This is a genomic window from Bradyrhizobium brasilense (assembly GCF_029714345.1).
GTDB lineage: Bacteria > Pseudomonadota > Alphaproteobacteria > Rhizobiales > Xanthobacteraceae > Bradyrhizobium > Bradyrhizobium australafricanum.
This window is the reverse complement of record NZ_CP121669.1, coordinates 2,885,368-2,900,922: the sequence shown is the minus strand read 5'-3', so window position 1 is coordinate 2,900,922 and position 15,555 is coordinate 2,885,368. Positions and strand designations below refer to the sequence as shown.

Here is a 15,555-nt window from a genome sequence, read left to right as displayed (position 1 = left end):
ACCGTCATTCCGGGGCGATGCGCCAGCATCGAACCCTAATGCGCAACTGCGCATTGTGGAATCTCGAGATTCCGGGTCTGGTCCTTCGGACCATCCCGGAATGACGAAGGAGAAAAAATGACCCCGGCAAGCTATGCGATCCTGTTCTTCGGCGCGCTTGCCGGCGGTTTCGTCTCCGGCCTTGCCGGCTTCGGCACCGCGCTGATGGCGCTCGGCATCTGGCTCTATGTGCTGCCGCCGACACTCGCGGTGCCGCTGGTGCTGGTCTGCTCGGTCATCGCGCAGCTCTCGACCTTGCCGTCGATCTGGAAGAGCATCGATTTCCGTCTGGTCTGGCCGTTCGTCATCGCAGGCCTCGCCGGCGTGCCGATCGGCATCCTGCTGATCGCGCGGGCCGACCCCGAGGTCTTCAAGCTGACCATCGGCGTCTTCCTGCTGGTGTTTCCGACCGCGTTGTTCCTGCAGCGCAAGCCGATGTCGATCGCCTTCGGCGGCAAATGGGCCGACGGCGCGATCGGATTTGCCGGCGGCATTCTCGGCGGCCTCGCCGGATTGTCCGGCCCGCTGCCGATCCTGTGGGCCAGCGTGCGCGGCTGGGGCAAGCAGCAGCGCCGCGGCGTGTTCCAGATCTTCAACTTCACGATCCTGGCGGCCGCGCTTTGCGTGCAGATCGCAAGCGGCCTGGTGAAGCCCGAGCTGATCTGGCTGGTGGCATGCGCGTTTCCGGGGACGCTGCTCGGCGCCTGGCTCGGCGCGCGGCTCTATCACGCGCTCAGCGACCGCAATTTTTCCGACGTCGTGCTGCTGCTGCTGTTCCTGTCCGGCGTCGCGCTGGTGTGGAACGGGCTGGCGCCGAAATAGCGCAGGCGATGCGAGAGCGCCGGTTCTGATCCAATCAGAATCGACGCTCCAGCTCGCGCGCCATCTCACTCAGCCGCGGCCTGGCCGAACTCGGTCGCCTGGCGCTCGAACAGGCCGCGATAGATGCCGCCTTGACGCGCGGCCAGCACCTCATGCGTGCCCTGCTCGACGATCTCGCCGCGGTCGAACACCAGGATGCGATCCATGCTGCGCACGGTCGACAGCCGGTGCGCGATCACGATCGAGGTGCGGCCCTTCATCAGCCGTTCCATCGCCTGCTGGATCAGCGCCTCGGATTCCGAATCGAGGCTCGAGGTCGCCTCGTCCAGGATCAGGATCGGCGCATCGGCCAGGAAGGCGCGCGCCAGCGCCACGCGCTGCCGCTCACCGCCCGACAGCTTGACGCCGCGCTCGCCCACCAGCGTGCCGTACCCCTTCGGCAACCGCATGATGAAGTCGTGCGCATTGGCAAGCCGCGCCGCCTGCTCGATCGCCTCCATGCCGGCGCCCGGCCGGCCATAGGCGATGTTCTCCGCCAGCGTGCGGTGGAACAGGATCGGCTCCTGCTGCACGATCGCGATCTGGCTGCGCAGCGATTGCTGCGTCGCCTTGGCGATGTCCTGACCGTCGATCAGGATCCGGCCAGCGGAGACGTCGTAGAGCCGCTGCACCAGCTTGACGAAGGTCGTCTTGCCGGAGCCGGAGCGCCCGACCAGGCCGACCCGCTCGCCGGCATCGATGTCGACCGACAGCCCGTCATAGAGCGGCCGGCGATGGCCGCCATAGTGGAAGGTGACGTCGTCGAACACGATGCGGCCGCCCTGGATGTCGATCGTCCCAGCATCATCCGCATCGACAATGCCGAGCGGCTCGCCATGGATCTGCACCAGTTCCTCCATGTCGTTCACCGAACGCTGCAGGTTGTTGATGTGCATGCCGACATCGCGCAGATAGGCGTGGATGATGTAGTAGCTGGTCAGCACATAGGTGACGTCGCCCGGCGTGGCACGGCCCTGCGCCCACAGCAGGATCGCACCACCGATCACCGAGGCACGGAAGCACAGCAGCACCACGAGCTGCGCCGTCGAGGTATGGTTGTAGCGGAACCAGGTCCGCCGCACCCGCCGGCGCCAGCGGCTGATGACGCCGTCGAGCCGCATGTCCTCGCGCGTCTCCGCGCCGAACGATTTCACCGCCGCGTTGCAGGTCAAGGCGTCGGCCAGCGTGCCGCCGACCTTGGTGTCCCACGCATTGGAAACGCGCGCGGCAGGCGCCACGTAGCGCACCTGGAACACCATGGTCATCGCGACATAGATCACCGAGCCGACCGCGATCACCGCGCCGAGCTGCGGCCAATGCACGCCGAGCAGGATCATCGAGCCGAGCAGCACCACGACCGACGGCAGCAGCGCCATCAGGATGGTGTCGTTCAGCAAATCGAGCGCCCACATGCCGCGCGTGATCTTGCGCACGGTGGAGCCGGCGAACGAATTGGCGTGCCAGTCGGTCGAGAAGCGCTGCACCCGCATGAAGGCCTGCTGCCCGACATCGGACATGGTCTTCAGCGTGAATGGCACGATGGTCTGGATGCCGACCAGCCGCAGCACCAGCGACAGCGCGCCGAGGCCGACGATGGCGCCGAACGCCAGCATCGCCGCATGGCGCGCGGCCGCATCGGTGGCGCCCGCGGTCAGCGCGTCGACCAGATGGCCGGAGAACACCGGCATGAACAGGTCGGCCGCGGTTGCGCCGAGGAATCCCGCCGTCACCGCGGAGGCACGCAGCGGCTGTTCCAGCCAATGGCGGAAGACAAAGGGGAGCACGATCCGGATTGCGGCCGGCCGCTTGGTCGTCAGAGAGGTCATGGCACATTCCGGCCACGCCTTTGCAGCGCGTGCCGGCTCCATCTGAGGCGACGTGCGGGCAGAATCCGACCGCGAGCGCCGCTGGAAATTGTCGATAGCGTGTTGGGAAGTTTTGCTGATCGGGGATCAGGCCCGATCAACGTCGGGAGCTAACGCTTAAACGCGTCCAGCACCGTCGAACGCGGGCGCGCGATCTGCGAAATAAACGACTTCATGCGCATCTCCCCGGTTCGAGTAAGGAAGCGCTGCTTATAAATGCATCACGCGCGATTGGCAAGGTAACATCGGCGTGAGTGCGTCAATGTGTCGGCGATATCAGCTATTCACGCGACCGGGCGCAGCCCGCGCGCCGATGCGATGCACTCAGCCCGGCGACAACGGCACACTTTCGTAGCCCGGATGAGCGAAGCGATATCCGGGGCCGCGTCACGTTCAGTGATGAACTGCTGAGATCGGTCCCGCATATCGCTCCGCTCATGCGGGCTACGAATGAAGATCCGCCAACCCTTCTCACTCAGGACGTTCGCCAAAACTTCCGCCTTCTCCCGCATCGCCCGCCCAGTCGAATGGCAACACACCCTCCCTCACATAGCGATGAAACGAGGAATGCGGCCAATCGCACACGCGCCGGACCAAGCCATGTTTGACGGGGTTGAAATGGATGTAATCAACGTGCCGCGCGAAGTCATCTTCATCGCGGATAGTGTGCTCCCAAAACCGCCGCTGCCAAAGCGCCAGATCACCATTCGATCGACGCTTCAGCTCTATCGAGGCAGCAAGCAACCGGCTGCTGAAGTGTCCTTTGATGATCCGACGCCAACGACCTGCAAAATCGGAATCGCCTTGCGGCAGTGTAAGGATCGCGTGGAGGTGATCGGGGAGCACCACCACTGCGTCGACTGAGAACGGACGTTCGCGACGGGCGATACCGAACGCATCCCGCAACGCCGTGATATGATCCACGAGTAGGCTGGATCGCCGGTCATCGAGTGTGACCGTAAAGAAGAAGGTACCGCCCGGGATGAAGTTGCGTCGGTATCTGACCATGCCCCAGTTCCCGCAGCATTCCCGCATGTCGCTTCGCTCATGCGGGCTACGATGCCAGAATATTGCAGATTAGCAGACGCTTGCGTCAATACAGATCAGCGCCTGAGATCTCGAAGCTTCGTAGCCCGGATGAGCGAAGCGATATCCGGGGCCGCGTCACTTTCAGTGATGAAATGCTGAGATCGGCCCCGCATGTCGCTTCGCTCATGCGGGCTACGATGCCAGAATATTGCAGACTAGCAGACGCTCGCGTCAATACAGATCAATGCCTGGGATCTCGAAGCTTCGTAGCCCGCATGAGCGAAGCGATATCCGGGGCCGCGTTACTTTCGGTGATGAACTGCCGAGATCGGTCCCGCATGTCGCTTCGCTCATGCGGGCTACGATGCCAGAATATTGCAGATCAGCAGACGCTTGCGTCAATACAGATCAGCGGCTGGGATCTCGAAGCTTCGTAGCCCGGATGAGCGAAGCGATATCCGGGGCCGCGTCACGTTCAGTGATGAAATGCTGAGATCGGTCCCGCATGTCGCTTCGCTCATGCGGGCTACGATGCCAGAATATTGCAGACTAGCAGACGCTTGCGTCAATACAGATCAGCGGCTGGGATCTCGAAGCTTCGTAGCCCGGATGCGCGAAGCGATATCCGGGGGCGCGTCACGTTCAGTGATGAACTGCCGAGATCGGTCCCGCATATCGCTTCGCGCATCCGGGCTACGAAAAACCGATGACACCACCTAATGCGCGTCGCCGCCGCCTGCGGTCATCGACGGCGGCTTGTTGACGAACAGCACCAGAAGGCTGAGCGCGACATAGAACAGCGACAGCATGAAGAAGGCATCGCCATAGCCCATCACCGCTGCCTGACGGTGCACGATCTGCGAGAGCTGCTTCATCGCCATGACGGCGGAATCGCCCATGCCCTGCATGCGCTGGGTGAACATGTTGAGGGTCTCGACCGCGGTGGTGTTGCCCCAGGTCACGCGGTCATGCAGCCGCGAGATGTGCAGATCGGTGCGGTCGTTGAGCACCTCGTTGATGACGGCGAGCCCCACCGCGCCGCCGAGGTTGCGCATCAGGTTGAACAGGCCGGAAGCGTTCTTGACGCGATCCTGCGGCAACGTTGCGAGCGCGATGTTGTTGGTCGGCACCATCGCGCACATCATGCCGATGCCGCGCAGGATCTGCGGCAGCAGCAGCTCGTAGAAATCATAGTCGCGGGTGATCCAGGTCATCTGCCAGGAGCCGAGCGCGAAGGTGACGAGGCCGAAGGCGATGATGTAGCGCAAATCGACCTTCTGCATCAGCCGCCCGACCACCGGCGCCATCAAGAACATGGTGACGCCGGAGACGAACATGGTCTCGCCGATCATCAGCGCGCTGTAGCCGCGAACCTCCGCGAGATAGCGCGGATAGACGTAAGTCAGGCCATAGAGCCCGATGCCGATGCAGAACTGCAGCACGCAGCCGACCGCGAAGTTGCGGTTACTGAAGGCGTAGAGATCGACGATCGGCTCCTCCGCGGTCAAGACGCGCCAGAAGAACGCGACCGCCGAGACGAAGCCGATCGCGGCGCAGACCGCGACCGAGGTGTCCTGCAGCCACTCATATTGCGGACCCTCCTCCAGCACATATTCGAGCGAGCCGAGGAAACCGGCCATGAAGATCAGGCCCCACCAGTCGAAGCGCTCGAGCAGCGCGAAGTTCGGCTGGTCGAAATCGACCAGCGCCAGCACGCCTGCCGTGATGATGACGCCAGGCACGATGTTGATGAAGAACAGCCAGTGCCACGACATCAGGTCGGTGATGTAGCCGCCGACGGTCGGTCCAACCGTCGGCGCCAGCGTCGCGACGAGGCCGATGATCGGCGCCACGATGTGGAACTTGCTGCGCGGGAAGATCGTGTAGGCCGAGGCGAACACCGTCGGGATCATGCCGGCGCCGAGAAAGCCCTGCAGCGCGCGCCACAGGATCATCTGCTCGATCGAGGAGGCGAAGCCGCACAGCAGGCTCGAGGCGGTGAAGCCGAACGCCGAGATCGCGAACAACAGCCTTGTGCCGAGCGCGCGCGACAGGAATCCAGACAAGGGAATCGCGATCACTTCGGCGATCAGATAGGCGGTCTGCACCCACGACACTTCGGTCGAACTCGCCGACAGGCCGGCCTGGATCTCGGACAGCGAGGCCGAGACGATCTGGATGTCCAGGATCGACATGAACATGCCGAACACCATGATGATGAAGGCAACCAGCCGCTTCGGCTGGATGCGCTCGGACTCCGAGGCGCCGGTCATCATCGAGGGCGAAGCAGTGGTCGCGTCGGCCATGGGCTCATCGGCTCCGAGCCTCGGACACTGTCCGAAGCTTCAAGACATCACTGCGGATGGATCATCATCGGCGCGTCGAGATCGGTTTCGGCATCGGCATCCGCCGCGCCCTCGCGGGTGTCGACGGTGGTGTAGACCGACATGCCGGCGCGCAAGAGGCCCTGCCTGGCGACGCTGGCAGGCACGCGGATGCGGACCGGCAGGCGCTGCACGATCTTGGTGAAGTTGCCGGTGGCGTTGTCGGGCGGCAGCAGCGTGAACACCGAGCCCGCCGCCGGCGAAATGCTGTCGACGAGGCCGGTGAACTTGCGGAAGCCGTAGGCGTCGACCTTGATCGTCACGCGCTGCCCGGTGCGGATGCGCTTGAGCTGGGTCTCTTTATAGTTGGCGTCGATGTAGACGCCGTCGAGCGGCACCACGTTGCCGAGCCGCTGACCGACATTGATATAGTCGCCGGTGTTGACCAGGCGGTTGGAGAAGGTGCCGTCGACCGGCGCACGGACATTGGTGAATTCGAGATCGCGCTCGGCCTTGGCGAGCTGGGTCTGCAGTTCGGCGAGCTGGGCGCGGGCCTCGGCCTGCTGCGCCTTGGTCACCTCGACATTGTCCTTGGCAGCATCATAGGCCGCCTGCGCGGAACGCACGCTGGCCGCGCCCTGATCGCGGCCGGCCTCCGAGACTTCGAAGGTGGCGCGCGAAGCAAAACCCTTGGTGCTGAGCGCCTGCTGGCGGTCGAAATCGAGATCGGCGCGCTTCAGGCCGGCCTGCGCGGACACCAGCTGGGCCTGCGCCTGCTCGACCGAGCTCGCCGCCGCCGCCACCTGGCGGCCGATGCGCTCGATCGTCGCCTGCTGGGTCGCGATCCGGGTGCGCGCGGCGTCGACCGCGATACGGTAATCGCCGTCATCGATCCGGAAAATCACGTCGCCCGCGCGCACCAGTGCGTTGTCGCCGGGCAGGATCGCCGCGATATGCCCCGCGACGCGCGCGCCGAGCATGGAGTTGTTGGCGCGGACATAGGCATCGTCGGTCGAGACGTAGAAGCGCCCGACCATCAGGTAATAGGCGGCATAGCTTGCTGCGGCGAGCGCGAGCAGGCCGACCACGCCCATCATCACGAATTTGCGCTTGCCGGATTTCGGCGCCGGCGCCGCAGCGGGCGAAGCCGCCGGCTGCTCGGGCGCAGAAGCGGGCGGCGCCTCAGCGGGGCGCTTGGCTTCATCGGCCCGGCCCTGCTCGCCGAGATCGGCGGATGCGTCGCGTGCGATCGCGTCCTCGGCCATCTCAGGCTCGGAACGAACAATGCGTGCAGCCTGATCCCGTGCTGCGGCCATAGCCGAGGCTCCCCACAAAAATCTTGACGCGCGCGATGGCAGAATAAGGGCCGTGCGGCGCATCGTCACTCCTGAGATACCATTGACCGAACGGTTCGGTCAATCTATATTCCGCCTGTTAGATTATAAAGCTTCGATTCTTCCCTTTCCTACTCTGGGTTGAGTTCTTTCCCGAGAAGCTAAATCAATGGTTGCAGCGCCCCGAACCTCCCTCCAATCCGTCGGCGAGGAGGAATCGTCGAAACGTCGCCAGATCCTGGACGGCGCCCGCAAGGTGTTCCTGGAGCTCGGCTTTGACGGCGCGAGCATGGGCGAGATCGCGCGCGCTGCCGGCGTCTCCAAGGGCACGCTCTACGTCTATTTCCCCGACAAGGCCGGGCTGTTCGCGGCGATCGTCGAGGAAGAGAAGCTCGAGCAGGGCAAGGTCGCCTTCAATTTCGATCCGGCGCGCGACGTCGACACCACCCTCCCCGAATTCGGCCGCGCCTATGTCGCGGTGTTGTGCCGGCCCGGCGGCGGCTCGGCGATCCGAACCGTGATGGCGATCGCCGAGCGGATGCCCGAGCTCGGCAGCCGGTTCTACACTCACGTCATCGCCCACACCGTCGACCGCTTCGCCGCCTATCTCGAGGCGCGCGCCGCGCTCGGCGAGCTCGTGATCGACGACTACCAGCTCGCGGCCTGGCAGTTCATGCAGATGTGCCAGGCGACGCTGTTCCAGGCGTTCATCTTCCAGGCCAGGCCGTCGCCCTCGCCGGAGCGGATCGCAACCGTCGTCGACAGCGCGACGCGCGTGTTCTTCGCGGCGTACCGGCCGAAGGCCGGGTGAGATCGACGTCTTATCGCGGACCAGCGCGCTCTTCGGCCCGTCATGCTGAGGTGCTCGCGTAGCGAGCCTCGAAGCATGCGCGGCCCGATTGGCCGTCGTGCTTGAGACGACCGCGTAGTTTATCAACGGGCCGCGCTTTGCGCGGACCGTTGGCAGCCTCATCAACATGACGGACGTAGGTTCTTTAGATCGTCACGGGGGGTATTGTTCTCCAGCCGTCGATGTGCACGATCAATAACTCCAGCACGACGAGGCGATCGACCATGAACGACCTCACCATCCGACACATGCGGCCAAACGAGATCGCGCTCGCGGTGGACTGGGCCGCGGCGGAGGGATGGAATCCCGGTCTCGCCGATGCGCCCTGCTTTGCCGCCGAGGACCCGCAGGGCTTCTTCATCGGCGAGCTCGATGGCGAGCCGGCCGCGGTGATCTCCTGCGTCAATTACGGCGCGCAATTTTCCTTTCTGGGCATCTACATCGTGCGTCCGGATCTGCGCAGCCGCGGCCATGGCCTGAAGATCTGGAATGCGGCCATCGCGCATGCGCGCCCGCGCGTGATCGGGCTCGATGGCGTGGTGGCCCAGCAGGCGAACTACCAGAAGTCCGGCTTCGCGCTCGCCTACGCCAATGTGCGCTATGGCGGCACTGTCGCCGCACCGCCGGCACCGAATGCCGGCATCGTCGCGCTGAGCGATGTACCGATGGCGCTGATCGAGGCCGATGACGCCACGGTATTTCCCGCGCCCCGCCCGGCCTTCCTGCGCAGCTGGATCAACACGCCGGGACATGTCGGACGCGCGCTGATGCGCGGCGGCCAGCTGGCCGGCTGGGGCGTGATCCGCCCCTGCCGAACCGGCTGCAAGATCGGCCCGCTCGTTGCCGACGACCGTGCCGGCGCCGGGGCCGTTCTCGCGGCATTGCTTGCGAGCGCAGGCGGCGGCGAGATCTTCCTCGACGTCCCCGCGGTCAACCGCGACGCCGTCGCCTTGGCGCAAGACCTCGGGTTGTCACCGGTGTTCGAGACCGCGCGGATGTATACCGGTACGATCCCGCCATTGCGGATTGATCGCGTGTTCGGCGTGACGACGTTCGAACTCGGTTAGCGCTAGATGAAGCCGGATAAGTATCGCCGCAGACTGCTACACCTCCCCCGCAAACGCAGGGCTATAGCATATGGCTATCGGCCATAACGACGTGGAAACGTCGGTTACAGAAGCACGCAAATGCCATACGCACGCTGAGGCGAGCGTGCGTCTGCGCGATTTCGGGATATTAGAAATATATCCGTGAGTTGCCCGACGTGTCAAGTGGCTTGGTCGAACGTCTGCCGCCGCCGGCCCCTTTGCATGGGGTTGTTTTCGATATTTTCGCAACGCGCCTCCCCCGCAAGTGTCCGCAAGCGGGAGAGGAGCGCGGCTGCAATTCAAACCCGATCTAGTTCGCCGCCGCGTTGACCTCCGGCGCGGCGACGTTGTCCTGCTCGACCTCCTCGGGCAGGCCGGCGAAGCGCCGCAGCGCCTTCGCCATCTTCACGCGGCCGCTGACGCCGGTGATGATGACGTCGACCATCACGAACGACGAGTGGAAGTGGCCCTGCGCCTTGAGCTGCTCGACCTTGACGCCGGCCTTGGCGAGCGCGTCGCCATAGGCGATGCCCTCGTCGCGCAGTGGGTCGAACTCGCTGGTCGCGATGAACGCCGGCGGCAGGCCTTCGAGCTTGCCGCGCAGCGGAGCGACGCGCGGGTCGGTGCGGTCGGCCGGCGAGCAGTACAGGTCCCAGAACCAGTACATCAGCCCGCGGGTCAGGAAATAGCCGGTCGCGTTGTCGACATAGGACGGCCGGTCGAATGTGGAATCCGTGACCGGACAGATCAGGAGCTGGCCCGCGATCTCGGGCCCGCCGCGATCGCGCGCGAGCTGGCAGGTGACGGCCGCGATGTTGCCGCCGGCGCTCCAGCCGGCGACCAGCAGCGGCCCTGCCCTGCCGCCGAGCTCGGCGGTGTGGGCTGCGATCCAGCGCGCCGCGGCAAAACCGTCCTCGGCCGCGGCCGGGAAGCGATGCTCGGGCGCATGGCGATAGCCGACGCTGACGACGATCATGCCGGTGCGCCGGCACAGGTCGCGGCAGAACGGATCGTCCGACATCTCGTCGCCGAGCACCCAGCCGCCGCCGTGGAAATACACCACGATCGGATGCGGCCCCGGCGTCGCCGGCCGGTAGAGCTTGTACGGCAGCGGACCGTCCGCGCCCTGCAGCATGCCGCTGCCGACCTCGCCGACCGGGCGGCCGGCAGGACGGCCCTTGTTGAACTCGGTAAGGAAGTCGCGCGCGCCCTGCGCCCCCATCGTCTCGAGCGGCGGCAGGTTCATCTCGCCGAGCAGGTTCAGCACCAGCCGCACATCCGGCTGCAAGCGCACGATCTCGCCGTCATTGCATTGCTCGGCAACGCCGGGGCCCGTGAGCCTGAAGCCGAGCATGCCGCGACCGACCACCTCGTTGCAGATGCTGCGATACGGACCGACGCCGCCGGTATACGGCATCACGCCCTGCGGCTTGCCGGGCACGTTGGCGCCCGTGTACCAGGTGTTGGCGAGCCGGTGCAGCGTCAGCGTCGCGCAATCGGCCATGTGGCGTTCCCAGCCGGCCTGCGCGGTCTCGGTCGCTTCCATCGTGGCGAAGCCGGCGTCGCGCAGCGCGGCGATCCGCTCCACCACCCAATCGACATGCTGCTCGATCGAGACAGCCATGTTCGACAGCACCGACGGGCTGCCGGGGCCGGTGATCATGAACAGATTGGGGAAGCCCGCGACGGTGACGCCGAGATAGGTCTGCGGTCCGTGCGCCCAGACATCCGACAGCGACTTGCCGCCGCGGCCGGAGATCGGATGCACCGCCATGATCGCCCCGGTCATCGCGTCGAAGCCGGTGGCGAACACGATGACGTCGACGTCGAACTTGCGTCCGTTGGTGAAGATGCCGCTAGCGGTGATCCCCTTGATCGGCTCCTGCCGCAGATTCACCAGCGTCACGTTCGGGCGGTTGTAGGTCGCGTAGTAGTTGGTATCGAGGCAGGGACGCTTGGCGCCGAACGGATGATCATGCGGGGCCAGCGCCGCCGCCGTCTCCGGATCCTTGACCACAGCGCCGATCTTCTCGCGGATCAGATCGGCCACCAGTCTGTTGCCGTCGACATCGACCGCCTGGTCGGCCCAGAGCTGGGTCAGGATGTGGACGAGGTCGCCCGCCGCCCACGCCTTCTCGAACCGCTCGCGGCGCTCGGCGTCGCTCAATTGCCAGCTCACCACGGTCTGCTGCGGATAGGGCACGCCGGCCATCGACCAGCGCGCCTGGTCGCGATAGGCAGCACGATCGCTCTCGAAATAGGTCTTGCGATCCTCCGGCGCCGGGCCGTTGCCCGCAGGCAGCGCGAAGTTCGGCGTGCGCTGGAACACGGTGAGATGCGCGGCCTGCTCGGCGATGATCGGTATGGACTGAATGCCCGACGATCCGGTGCCGATCACGGCGACGCGCTTGCCCTTGAGATCGACGCCCTGATGCGGCCAGCGGCCGGTGAAATAGATCTCGCCCTTGAAGTCCTTGACGCCGTCGATCTCCGGGGGCTTCGGCGAGGACAGGCAGCCGGTCGCCATGATGTAGTAGCGGCACGAGACGTTGGCGCCGTTGTTGGTCGAGATCTGCCAGCGCGAGGTCGCATCATTCCAGGTCGCCTGCGTGACCTTGGTGCCGAACCTGATGTCGCGACGCAGATCGTAGCGGTCGGCGACGAAGCCGAGATAGCGCAGGATTTCCGGCTGGGTCGCGTATTTCTCCGACCAGGTCCAGGCCTGATCGAGCTCGGGATCGAAGGTGTAGCTGTAGTCGATGGTCTGGATGTCGCAGCGTGCGCCGGGATAACGGTTCCAGTACCAGGTGCCGCCGACATCGGAGCCCTCTTCAAGCGCGACCGCCGAGAAGCCCGCCTTGCGCAACCGATGCAGCAGGTAAAGTCCGGCGAAGCCGGCGCCGACCACCGCAACGTCGACCTGCTGCGTGGTTCCGCTCTGCGTGGAGTCTGAAGCGCGTGCTGCAACTGCTGCGTCTGGCATGCCATTCCTCCGTATGTTTTGATTTGACGGAAGGCTAGCCCTGCGCCTTCAGTTTGTCATCACGACAAACGCAATCAGAGGTCGCCGCAATTGTGACGCCCGCGGCCTGGAGCGCGCCGCGCAGCGCGTAGACGCAACTGGTGAAGTAAGTTGTGGCGACGCAACAGGTACGAACGGCGCCGCACACTTTGATGTCGTCCCGGCGAAAGCCGGGACCCATACTCCGCGGCGGATGTTGTGGACGGGACTCGTCGTTCCATCGACGCGCAAACGATGACCATCGGTGGTTATGGGTCCCGGCTTACGCCGGGACGACACCGAACATTTGGTGCCGCTTGTGAATCTCTAGCTCACTTGCGCCTCAGAGTCTGACTATGAGTCACCCCTGAGGATGACGGGTTAGCAGTTGCCTCAAATCGACCGCATCAGGCCGCCGTCGACGCGGATGTTCTGGCCGGTGATGTAGCCCGCGCCGTCGGAGACGAGGAAGCTGATGGTTGCGGCGATCTCTTCCGCCTTGCCGTAGCGCTTCATCGGCACGCTGTCGCGGCGCTCGTCGGTTGCCGGCAGGCTGTCGATCCAGCCCGGCAGCACGTTGTTCATGCGCACATTGCTGGCGGCGTAGCTGTCGGTGAACAGTTTTGTGAACGCGGCGAGCCCGGCGCGGAACACCGCCGAGGTCGGAAACATCGCGCTCGGCTCGAACGCCCAGGCAGTGGAGATGTTGACGATCGCGCCCGACTTCTGCGCCTGCATGTGAGGCGCGACGAGACGCGTCGGGCGGATCACGTTCATCAGGTAGACGTCGAGACCGGTGTGCCACTGCTCGTCGGTCAGTTCGAGCACGCCCGCGCGCGGGCCGTGGCCGGCGCTGTTGACCAGCGCATCGATGCGGCCCCAACGCTCCACCACGCCATCGACGGCGCGTTTCAGATCATCGTTGGAACGGTTCGAGCCGGTGAAGCCGAGGCCGCCGAGATCCTTCGCCAGCGCCTCGCCCTTGCCCGACGACGACAGGATCGCAACGCGGAAACCATCGGCCGCGAGGCGCCGCGCCGCCGCCGCTCCCATGCCGCTGCCGCCTGCGGTAACGAGCGCGACCTTCTCCAAAGCCATGACCTGATATCCCTTCTTGTTGCTTCGTTCGAGGCGACCCTATCACCGCCGATCGCAGCGCGCGACATCGCGCCTGCTTTGCGTCACCGGACGAAATGCGGCATGGTGACCGACATCGTTCTCCGGTACGCAGTATTCACATGACATCCCTCCTTCGACACCTTGTCATCGCCGCCGCGCTGCTGTTCGCCGGCCCCACACTCGCGCAGACCCGGTCCGTCACCGTCGCCTCGACGACATCGACCGAACAGTCCGGCCTGTTCGGCTATCTGCTGCCGCGGTTCTCGGAGGCCTCGGGCATTGCCGTGAAGGTGGTCGCGGTCGGCACCGGACAGGCGCTCGACATCGGACGGCGCGGCGATGCCGATGTCGTGTTCGTGCATGATCGCGTGGCCGAAGAGAAATTCCTGGCCGAGGGCTTTGCGACCAGGCGATATGACGTGATGTACAACGATTTCGTCATCGTCGGCCCGAAGGCCGATCCGGCGCATATCGCCGGCGACAAGGATGTCGCGGATGCCCTGCGCAAGATCGCTGCGACCAGTTCGGCCTTCATCTCGCGCGGCGACCGCTCCGGCACGCACGAGGCCGAGCTGCGGCTCTGGAAAGCGGCCGGCGTCGATCTCGGCTCAGCGAAGGGCCAGTGGTATCGCGAGATCGGCCAGGGCATGGGTCCGGCGCTCAACATGGCATCCGCGTCGAACGCCTATGTGCTGTCCGACCGCGGCACCTGGCTGTCGTTCAAGAACCGCGGCGAGCTGGCCGTGCTGACCGAAGGCGACCGGCGGCTGTTCAACCAGTACGGCGTGATGCTCGTCAATCCGGCGAAACATCCGACGGTGAAGGCCGCGGACGGCGAGGCCTTCATCGACTGGCTGGTCTCGCAGGCCGGGCAGTCGGCCATCGCCGGCTACAAGGTCGGCGGCGAGCAGCTATTTTTCCCCAACGCCGCGCACTAGCAGAAACGCGATCGTGCTGACGCTGACGCTCAGCGCAAGCAGGATGACGCCGAGCCCGAGACCGAGCGCCAACTCGCCCTTGCTGGTCTCGAGCGCAATCGCGGTCGTCATCGTTCGCGTATAGCCGCTGATATTGCCGCCCACGATGATGATGGCGCCGACCTCCGCGATGGCGCGGCCGAAGGCGGCGAGGAACGCGGTGAGCAGCGAGGCGCGGCCGAGCGAGAACACCAGCGCAAGGCTGCGCAGGCGGGACAGGCCGTCGGTGCGGATCAAATCGGCATATTCCGCCCACAGCAGCGCGACCGGACGATGCACCAGCGCAACCACGATCGGCGTCGCCAGGATGACCTGCGCCACCACCATCGCCGTCGGCGTGAACAGCAGCCCGGCGAAGCCCAGCGGTCCGGATCGCGACAGCAGCAGATAAAGCCCGAGGCCGACCACGACCGGCGGCAGGCCGAGACAGGCATTGGCGAGCACGATCACCACCTGCCGTCCGCGAAACCTCGATATCGCAAGCCAGCCGCCGATCGGCGCGCCGATCAGAAGCGCGAGCAGGCTCGCCAGCAGGCTGACGCGCAACGACAATGCGACGATCCCAAGCAGGACCGGATCGCGACCGGCTATCAGCGATGCCGCCGCCGTGATCGACTGTGCGAAATCATTCATGCCGGCACGTTTTGCCCGCGCAACGTGCGCATCGTCAAATCGCAGGAACGATCAGTCGCTCAGGCCGGCGCGCCGTTCTTGAGCAACTTGGCCACGGCCGCGACCAGTTCGTCAGGCGAGAACGGCTTGTTCAGCAGCACGCTGTCCGGCACGCCCCGGGTCGGCCACTCGTCGCCGCCGCCGCCGGTGATGTAGAGCACCGGGAATGACGGGTCGATCTCGCGGGCGCCGCGCGCCACGCGCCAGCCGTCGAGCCGTCCGAGCAGGCGGATGTCGGTGACCAGTGCGCTGTATTTGGTGCGGAACGCCTTCAGCAGCGTCAACGCTTCCTCGCCCGAGCCCGCGATCGCCGGCTCATAGCCGCCGTCCCTCAGGGCGTCCTCTACCATCATCTGAAGATCACGATCGTCTTCGATGACGAGAATGATCGGCGCG

Annotated in this window: 12 protein-coding genes; 4 read left to right on the top strand and 8 right to left on the bottom strand. The window is 65.2% G+C overall.

Translation table 11 applies throughout. The features are described 5' to 3' along the window. Positions 1-117 precede the first annotated feature (117 nt). Positions 118-861 carry a sulfite exporter TauE/SafE family protein gene (locus QA635_RS13350; RefSeq protein WP_018273026.1) on the top strand — a complete coding sequence of 248 codons (744 nt, stop codon included), beginning with the start codon at positions 118-120 and terminating at the stop codon, positions 859-861. A gap of 65 nt (positions 862-926) precedes the next feature. Here the strand turns inward: QA635_RS13350 and QA635_RS13345 are convergent, their stop codons facing one another. The 4 genes from QA635_RS13345 to QA635_RS13330 all read right to left on the bottom strand — a co-directional run bounded on the left by QA635_RS13345 (position 927) and on the right by QA635_RS13330 (position 7,434). Continuing rightward, on the bottom strand, positions 927-2,726 hold the full coding sequence (locus QA635_RS13345) for an ABC transporter ATP-binding protein (RefSeq protein ID WP_283069568.1): 1,800 nt from the start codon (positions 2,724-2,726) through the stop codon (positions 927-929). A 510-nt stretch (positions 2,727-3,236) separates the two neighbouring features. Then, positions 3,237-3,773, bottom strand: coding sequence for an REP-associated tyrosine transposase (locus tag QA635_RS13340; RefSeq protein ID WP_283069566.1), 537 nt, complete (start codon positions 3,771-3,773; stop codon positions 3,237-3,239). 737 nt (positions 3,774-4,510) lie between these two features. Beyond that, positions 4,511-6,100, bottom strand: a complete 1,590-nt coding sequence (locus QA635_RS13335; protein WP_283069565.1) for a DHA2 family efflux MFS transporter permease subunit — start codon at positions 6,098-6,100, stop codon at positions 4,511-4,513. 47 nt (positions 6,101-6,147) lie between these two features. Then, entirely contained in the window at positions 6,148-7,434 is a 1,287-nt protein-coding gene (locus tag QA635_RS13330) for an HlyD family secretion protein (RefSeq protein WP_283069563.1), read from the bottom strand. A 187-nt stretch (positions 7,435-7,621) separates the two neighbouring features. Between QA635_RS13330 and QA635_RS13325 the strand changes: the two genes are divergently transcribed. Together QA635_RS13325 and QA635_RS13320 are read left to right on the top strand one after the other, a co-directional pair. Further along, entirely contained in the window at positions 7,622-8,263 is a 642-nt protein-coding gene (locus QA635_RS13325) for a TetR/AcrR family transcriptional regulator (RefSeq protein ID WP_038383067.1), read from the top strand. Positions 8,264-8,526: 263 nt separating this feature from the next. After that, complete coding sequence (locus tag QA635_RS13320; protein ID WP_283069560.1) at positions 8,527-9,369, top strand: GNAT family N-acetyltransferase; 843 nt, start codon at positions 8,527-8,529, stop codon at positions 9,367-9,369. A 331-nt stretch (positions 9,370-9,700) separates the two neighbouring features. On the opposite strand, the gene QA635_RS13315 is transcribed toward QA635_RS13320, so the two are convergent. Both QA635_RS13315 and QA635_RS13310 read right to left on the bottom strand, forming a co-directional pair. Beyond that, complete coding sequence (locus tag QA635_RS13315) at positions 9,701-12,373, bottom strand: flavin-containing monooxygenase (protein WP_283069559.1); 2,673 nt, start codon at positions 12,371-12,373, stop codon at positions 9,701-9,703. A 411-nt stretch (positions 12,374-12,784) separates the two neighbouring features. Continuing rightward, positions 12,785-13,489, bottom strand: a complete 705-nt coding sequence (locus tag QA635_RS13310) for an SDR family oxidoreductase (protein ID WP_283069557.1) — start codon at positions 13,487-13,489, stop codon at positions 12,785-12,787. A 140-nt stretch (positions 13,490-13,629) separates the two neighbouring features. On the opposite strand from QA635_RS13310, the gene QA635_RS13305 reads away from it, so the two are divergent. Then, positions 13,630-14,448: an ABC transporter substrate-binding protein gene (locus QA635_RS13305; protein ID WP_283069555.1), complete on the top strand. Its 819-nt coding sequence runs from the start codon at positions 13,630-13,632 to the stop codon at positions 14,446-14,448. Here the strand turns inward: QA635_RS13305 and QA635_RS13300 are convergent. Both QA635_RS13300 and QA635_RS13295 read right to left on the bottom strand, forming a co-directional pair. Beyond that, positions 14,422-15,120 (bottom strand): ABC transporter permease, encoded by a 699-nt coding sequence (locus tag QA635_RS13300; RefSeq protein WP_016845814.1) that lies wholly within the window; start codon positions 15,118-15,120, stop codon positions 14,422-14,424. The two genes, QA635_RS13305 and QA635_RS13300, sit on opposite strands and share 27 nt — an antisense overlap. A 59-nt stretch (positions 15,121-15,179) precedes the next feature. After that, the gene (locus QA635_RS13295; RefSeq protein ID WP_375167091.1) at positions 15,180-15,512 is read right to left on the bottom strand and encodes a response regulator; all 333 of its coding nucleotides are present in this window, start codon (positions 15,510-15,512) and stop codon (positions 15,180-15,182) included. Positions 15,513-15,555: the final 43 nt, after the last annotated feature.

What these genes read in the sequence shown, in the direction of transcription:
- QA635_RS13350 (WP_018273026.1), top strand. Translation starts at nt 118, where the DNA reads ATGACCCCGGCAAGCTATGCGATCCTGTTCTTCGGCGCGCTTGCCGGC.
- QA635_RS13345 (WP_283069568.1), bottom strand. Translation starts at nt 2,726, where the DNA reads ATGACCTCTCTGACGACCAAGCGGCCGGCCGCAATCCGGATCGTGCTC.
- QA635_RS13340 (WP_283069566.1), bottom strand. Translation starts at nt 3,773, where the DNA reads ATGGTCAGATACCGACGCAACTTCATCCCGGGCGGTACCTTCTTCTTT.
- QA635_RS13335 (WP_283069565.1), bottom strand. Translation starts at nt 6,100, where the DNA reads ATGGCCGACGCGACCACTGCTTCGCCCTCGATGATGACCGGCGCCTCG.
- QA635_RS13330 (WP_283069563.1), bottom strand. Translation starts at nt 7,434, where the DNA reads ATGGCCGCAGCACGGGATCAGGCTGCACGCATTGTTCGTTCCGAGCCT.
- QA635_RS13325 (WP_038383067.1), top strand. Translation starts at nt 7,622, where the DNA reads ATGGTTGCAGCGCCCCGAACCTCCCTCCAATCCGTCGGCGAGGAGGAA.
- QA635_RS13320 (WP_283069560.1), top strand. Translation starts at nt 8,527, where the DNA reads ATGAACGACCTCACCATCCGACACATGCGGCCAAACGAGATCGCGCTC.
- QA635_RS13315 (WP_283069559.1), bottom strand. Translation starts at nt 12,373, where the DNA reads ATGCCAGACGCAGCAGTTGCAGCACGCGCTTCAGACTCCACGCAGAGC.
- QA635_RS13310 (WP_283069557.1), bottom strand. Translation starts at nt 13,489, where the DNA reads ATGGCTTTGGAGAAGGTCGCGCTCGTTACCGCAGGCGGCAGCGGCATG.
- QA635_RS13305 (WP_283069555.1), top strand. Translation starts at nt 13,630, where the DNA reads ATGACATCCCTCCTTCGACACCTTGTCATCGCCGCCGCGCTGCTGTTC.
- QA635_RS13300 (WP_016845814.1), bottom strand. Translation starts at nt 15,120, where the DNA reads ATGAATGATTTCGCACAGTCGATCACGGCGGCGGCATCGCTGATAGCC.
- QA635_RS13295 (WP_375167091.1), bottom strand. Translation starts at nt 15,512, where the DNA reads ATGATGGTAGAGGACGCCCTGAGGGACGGCGGCTATGAGCCGGCGATC.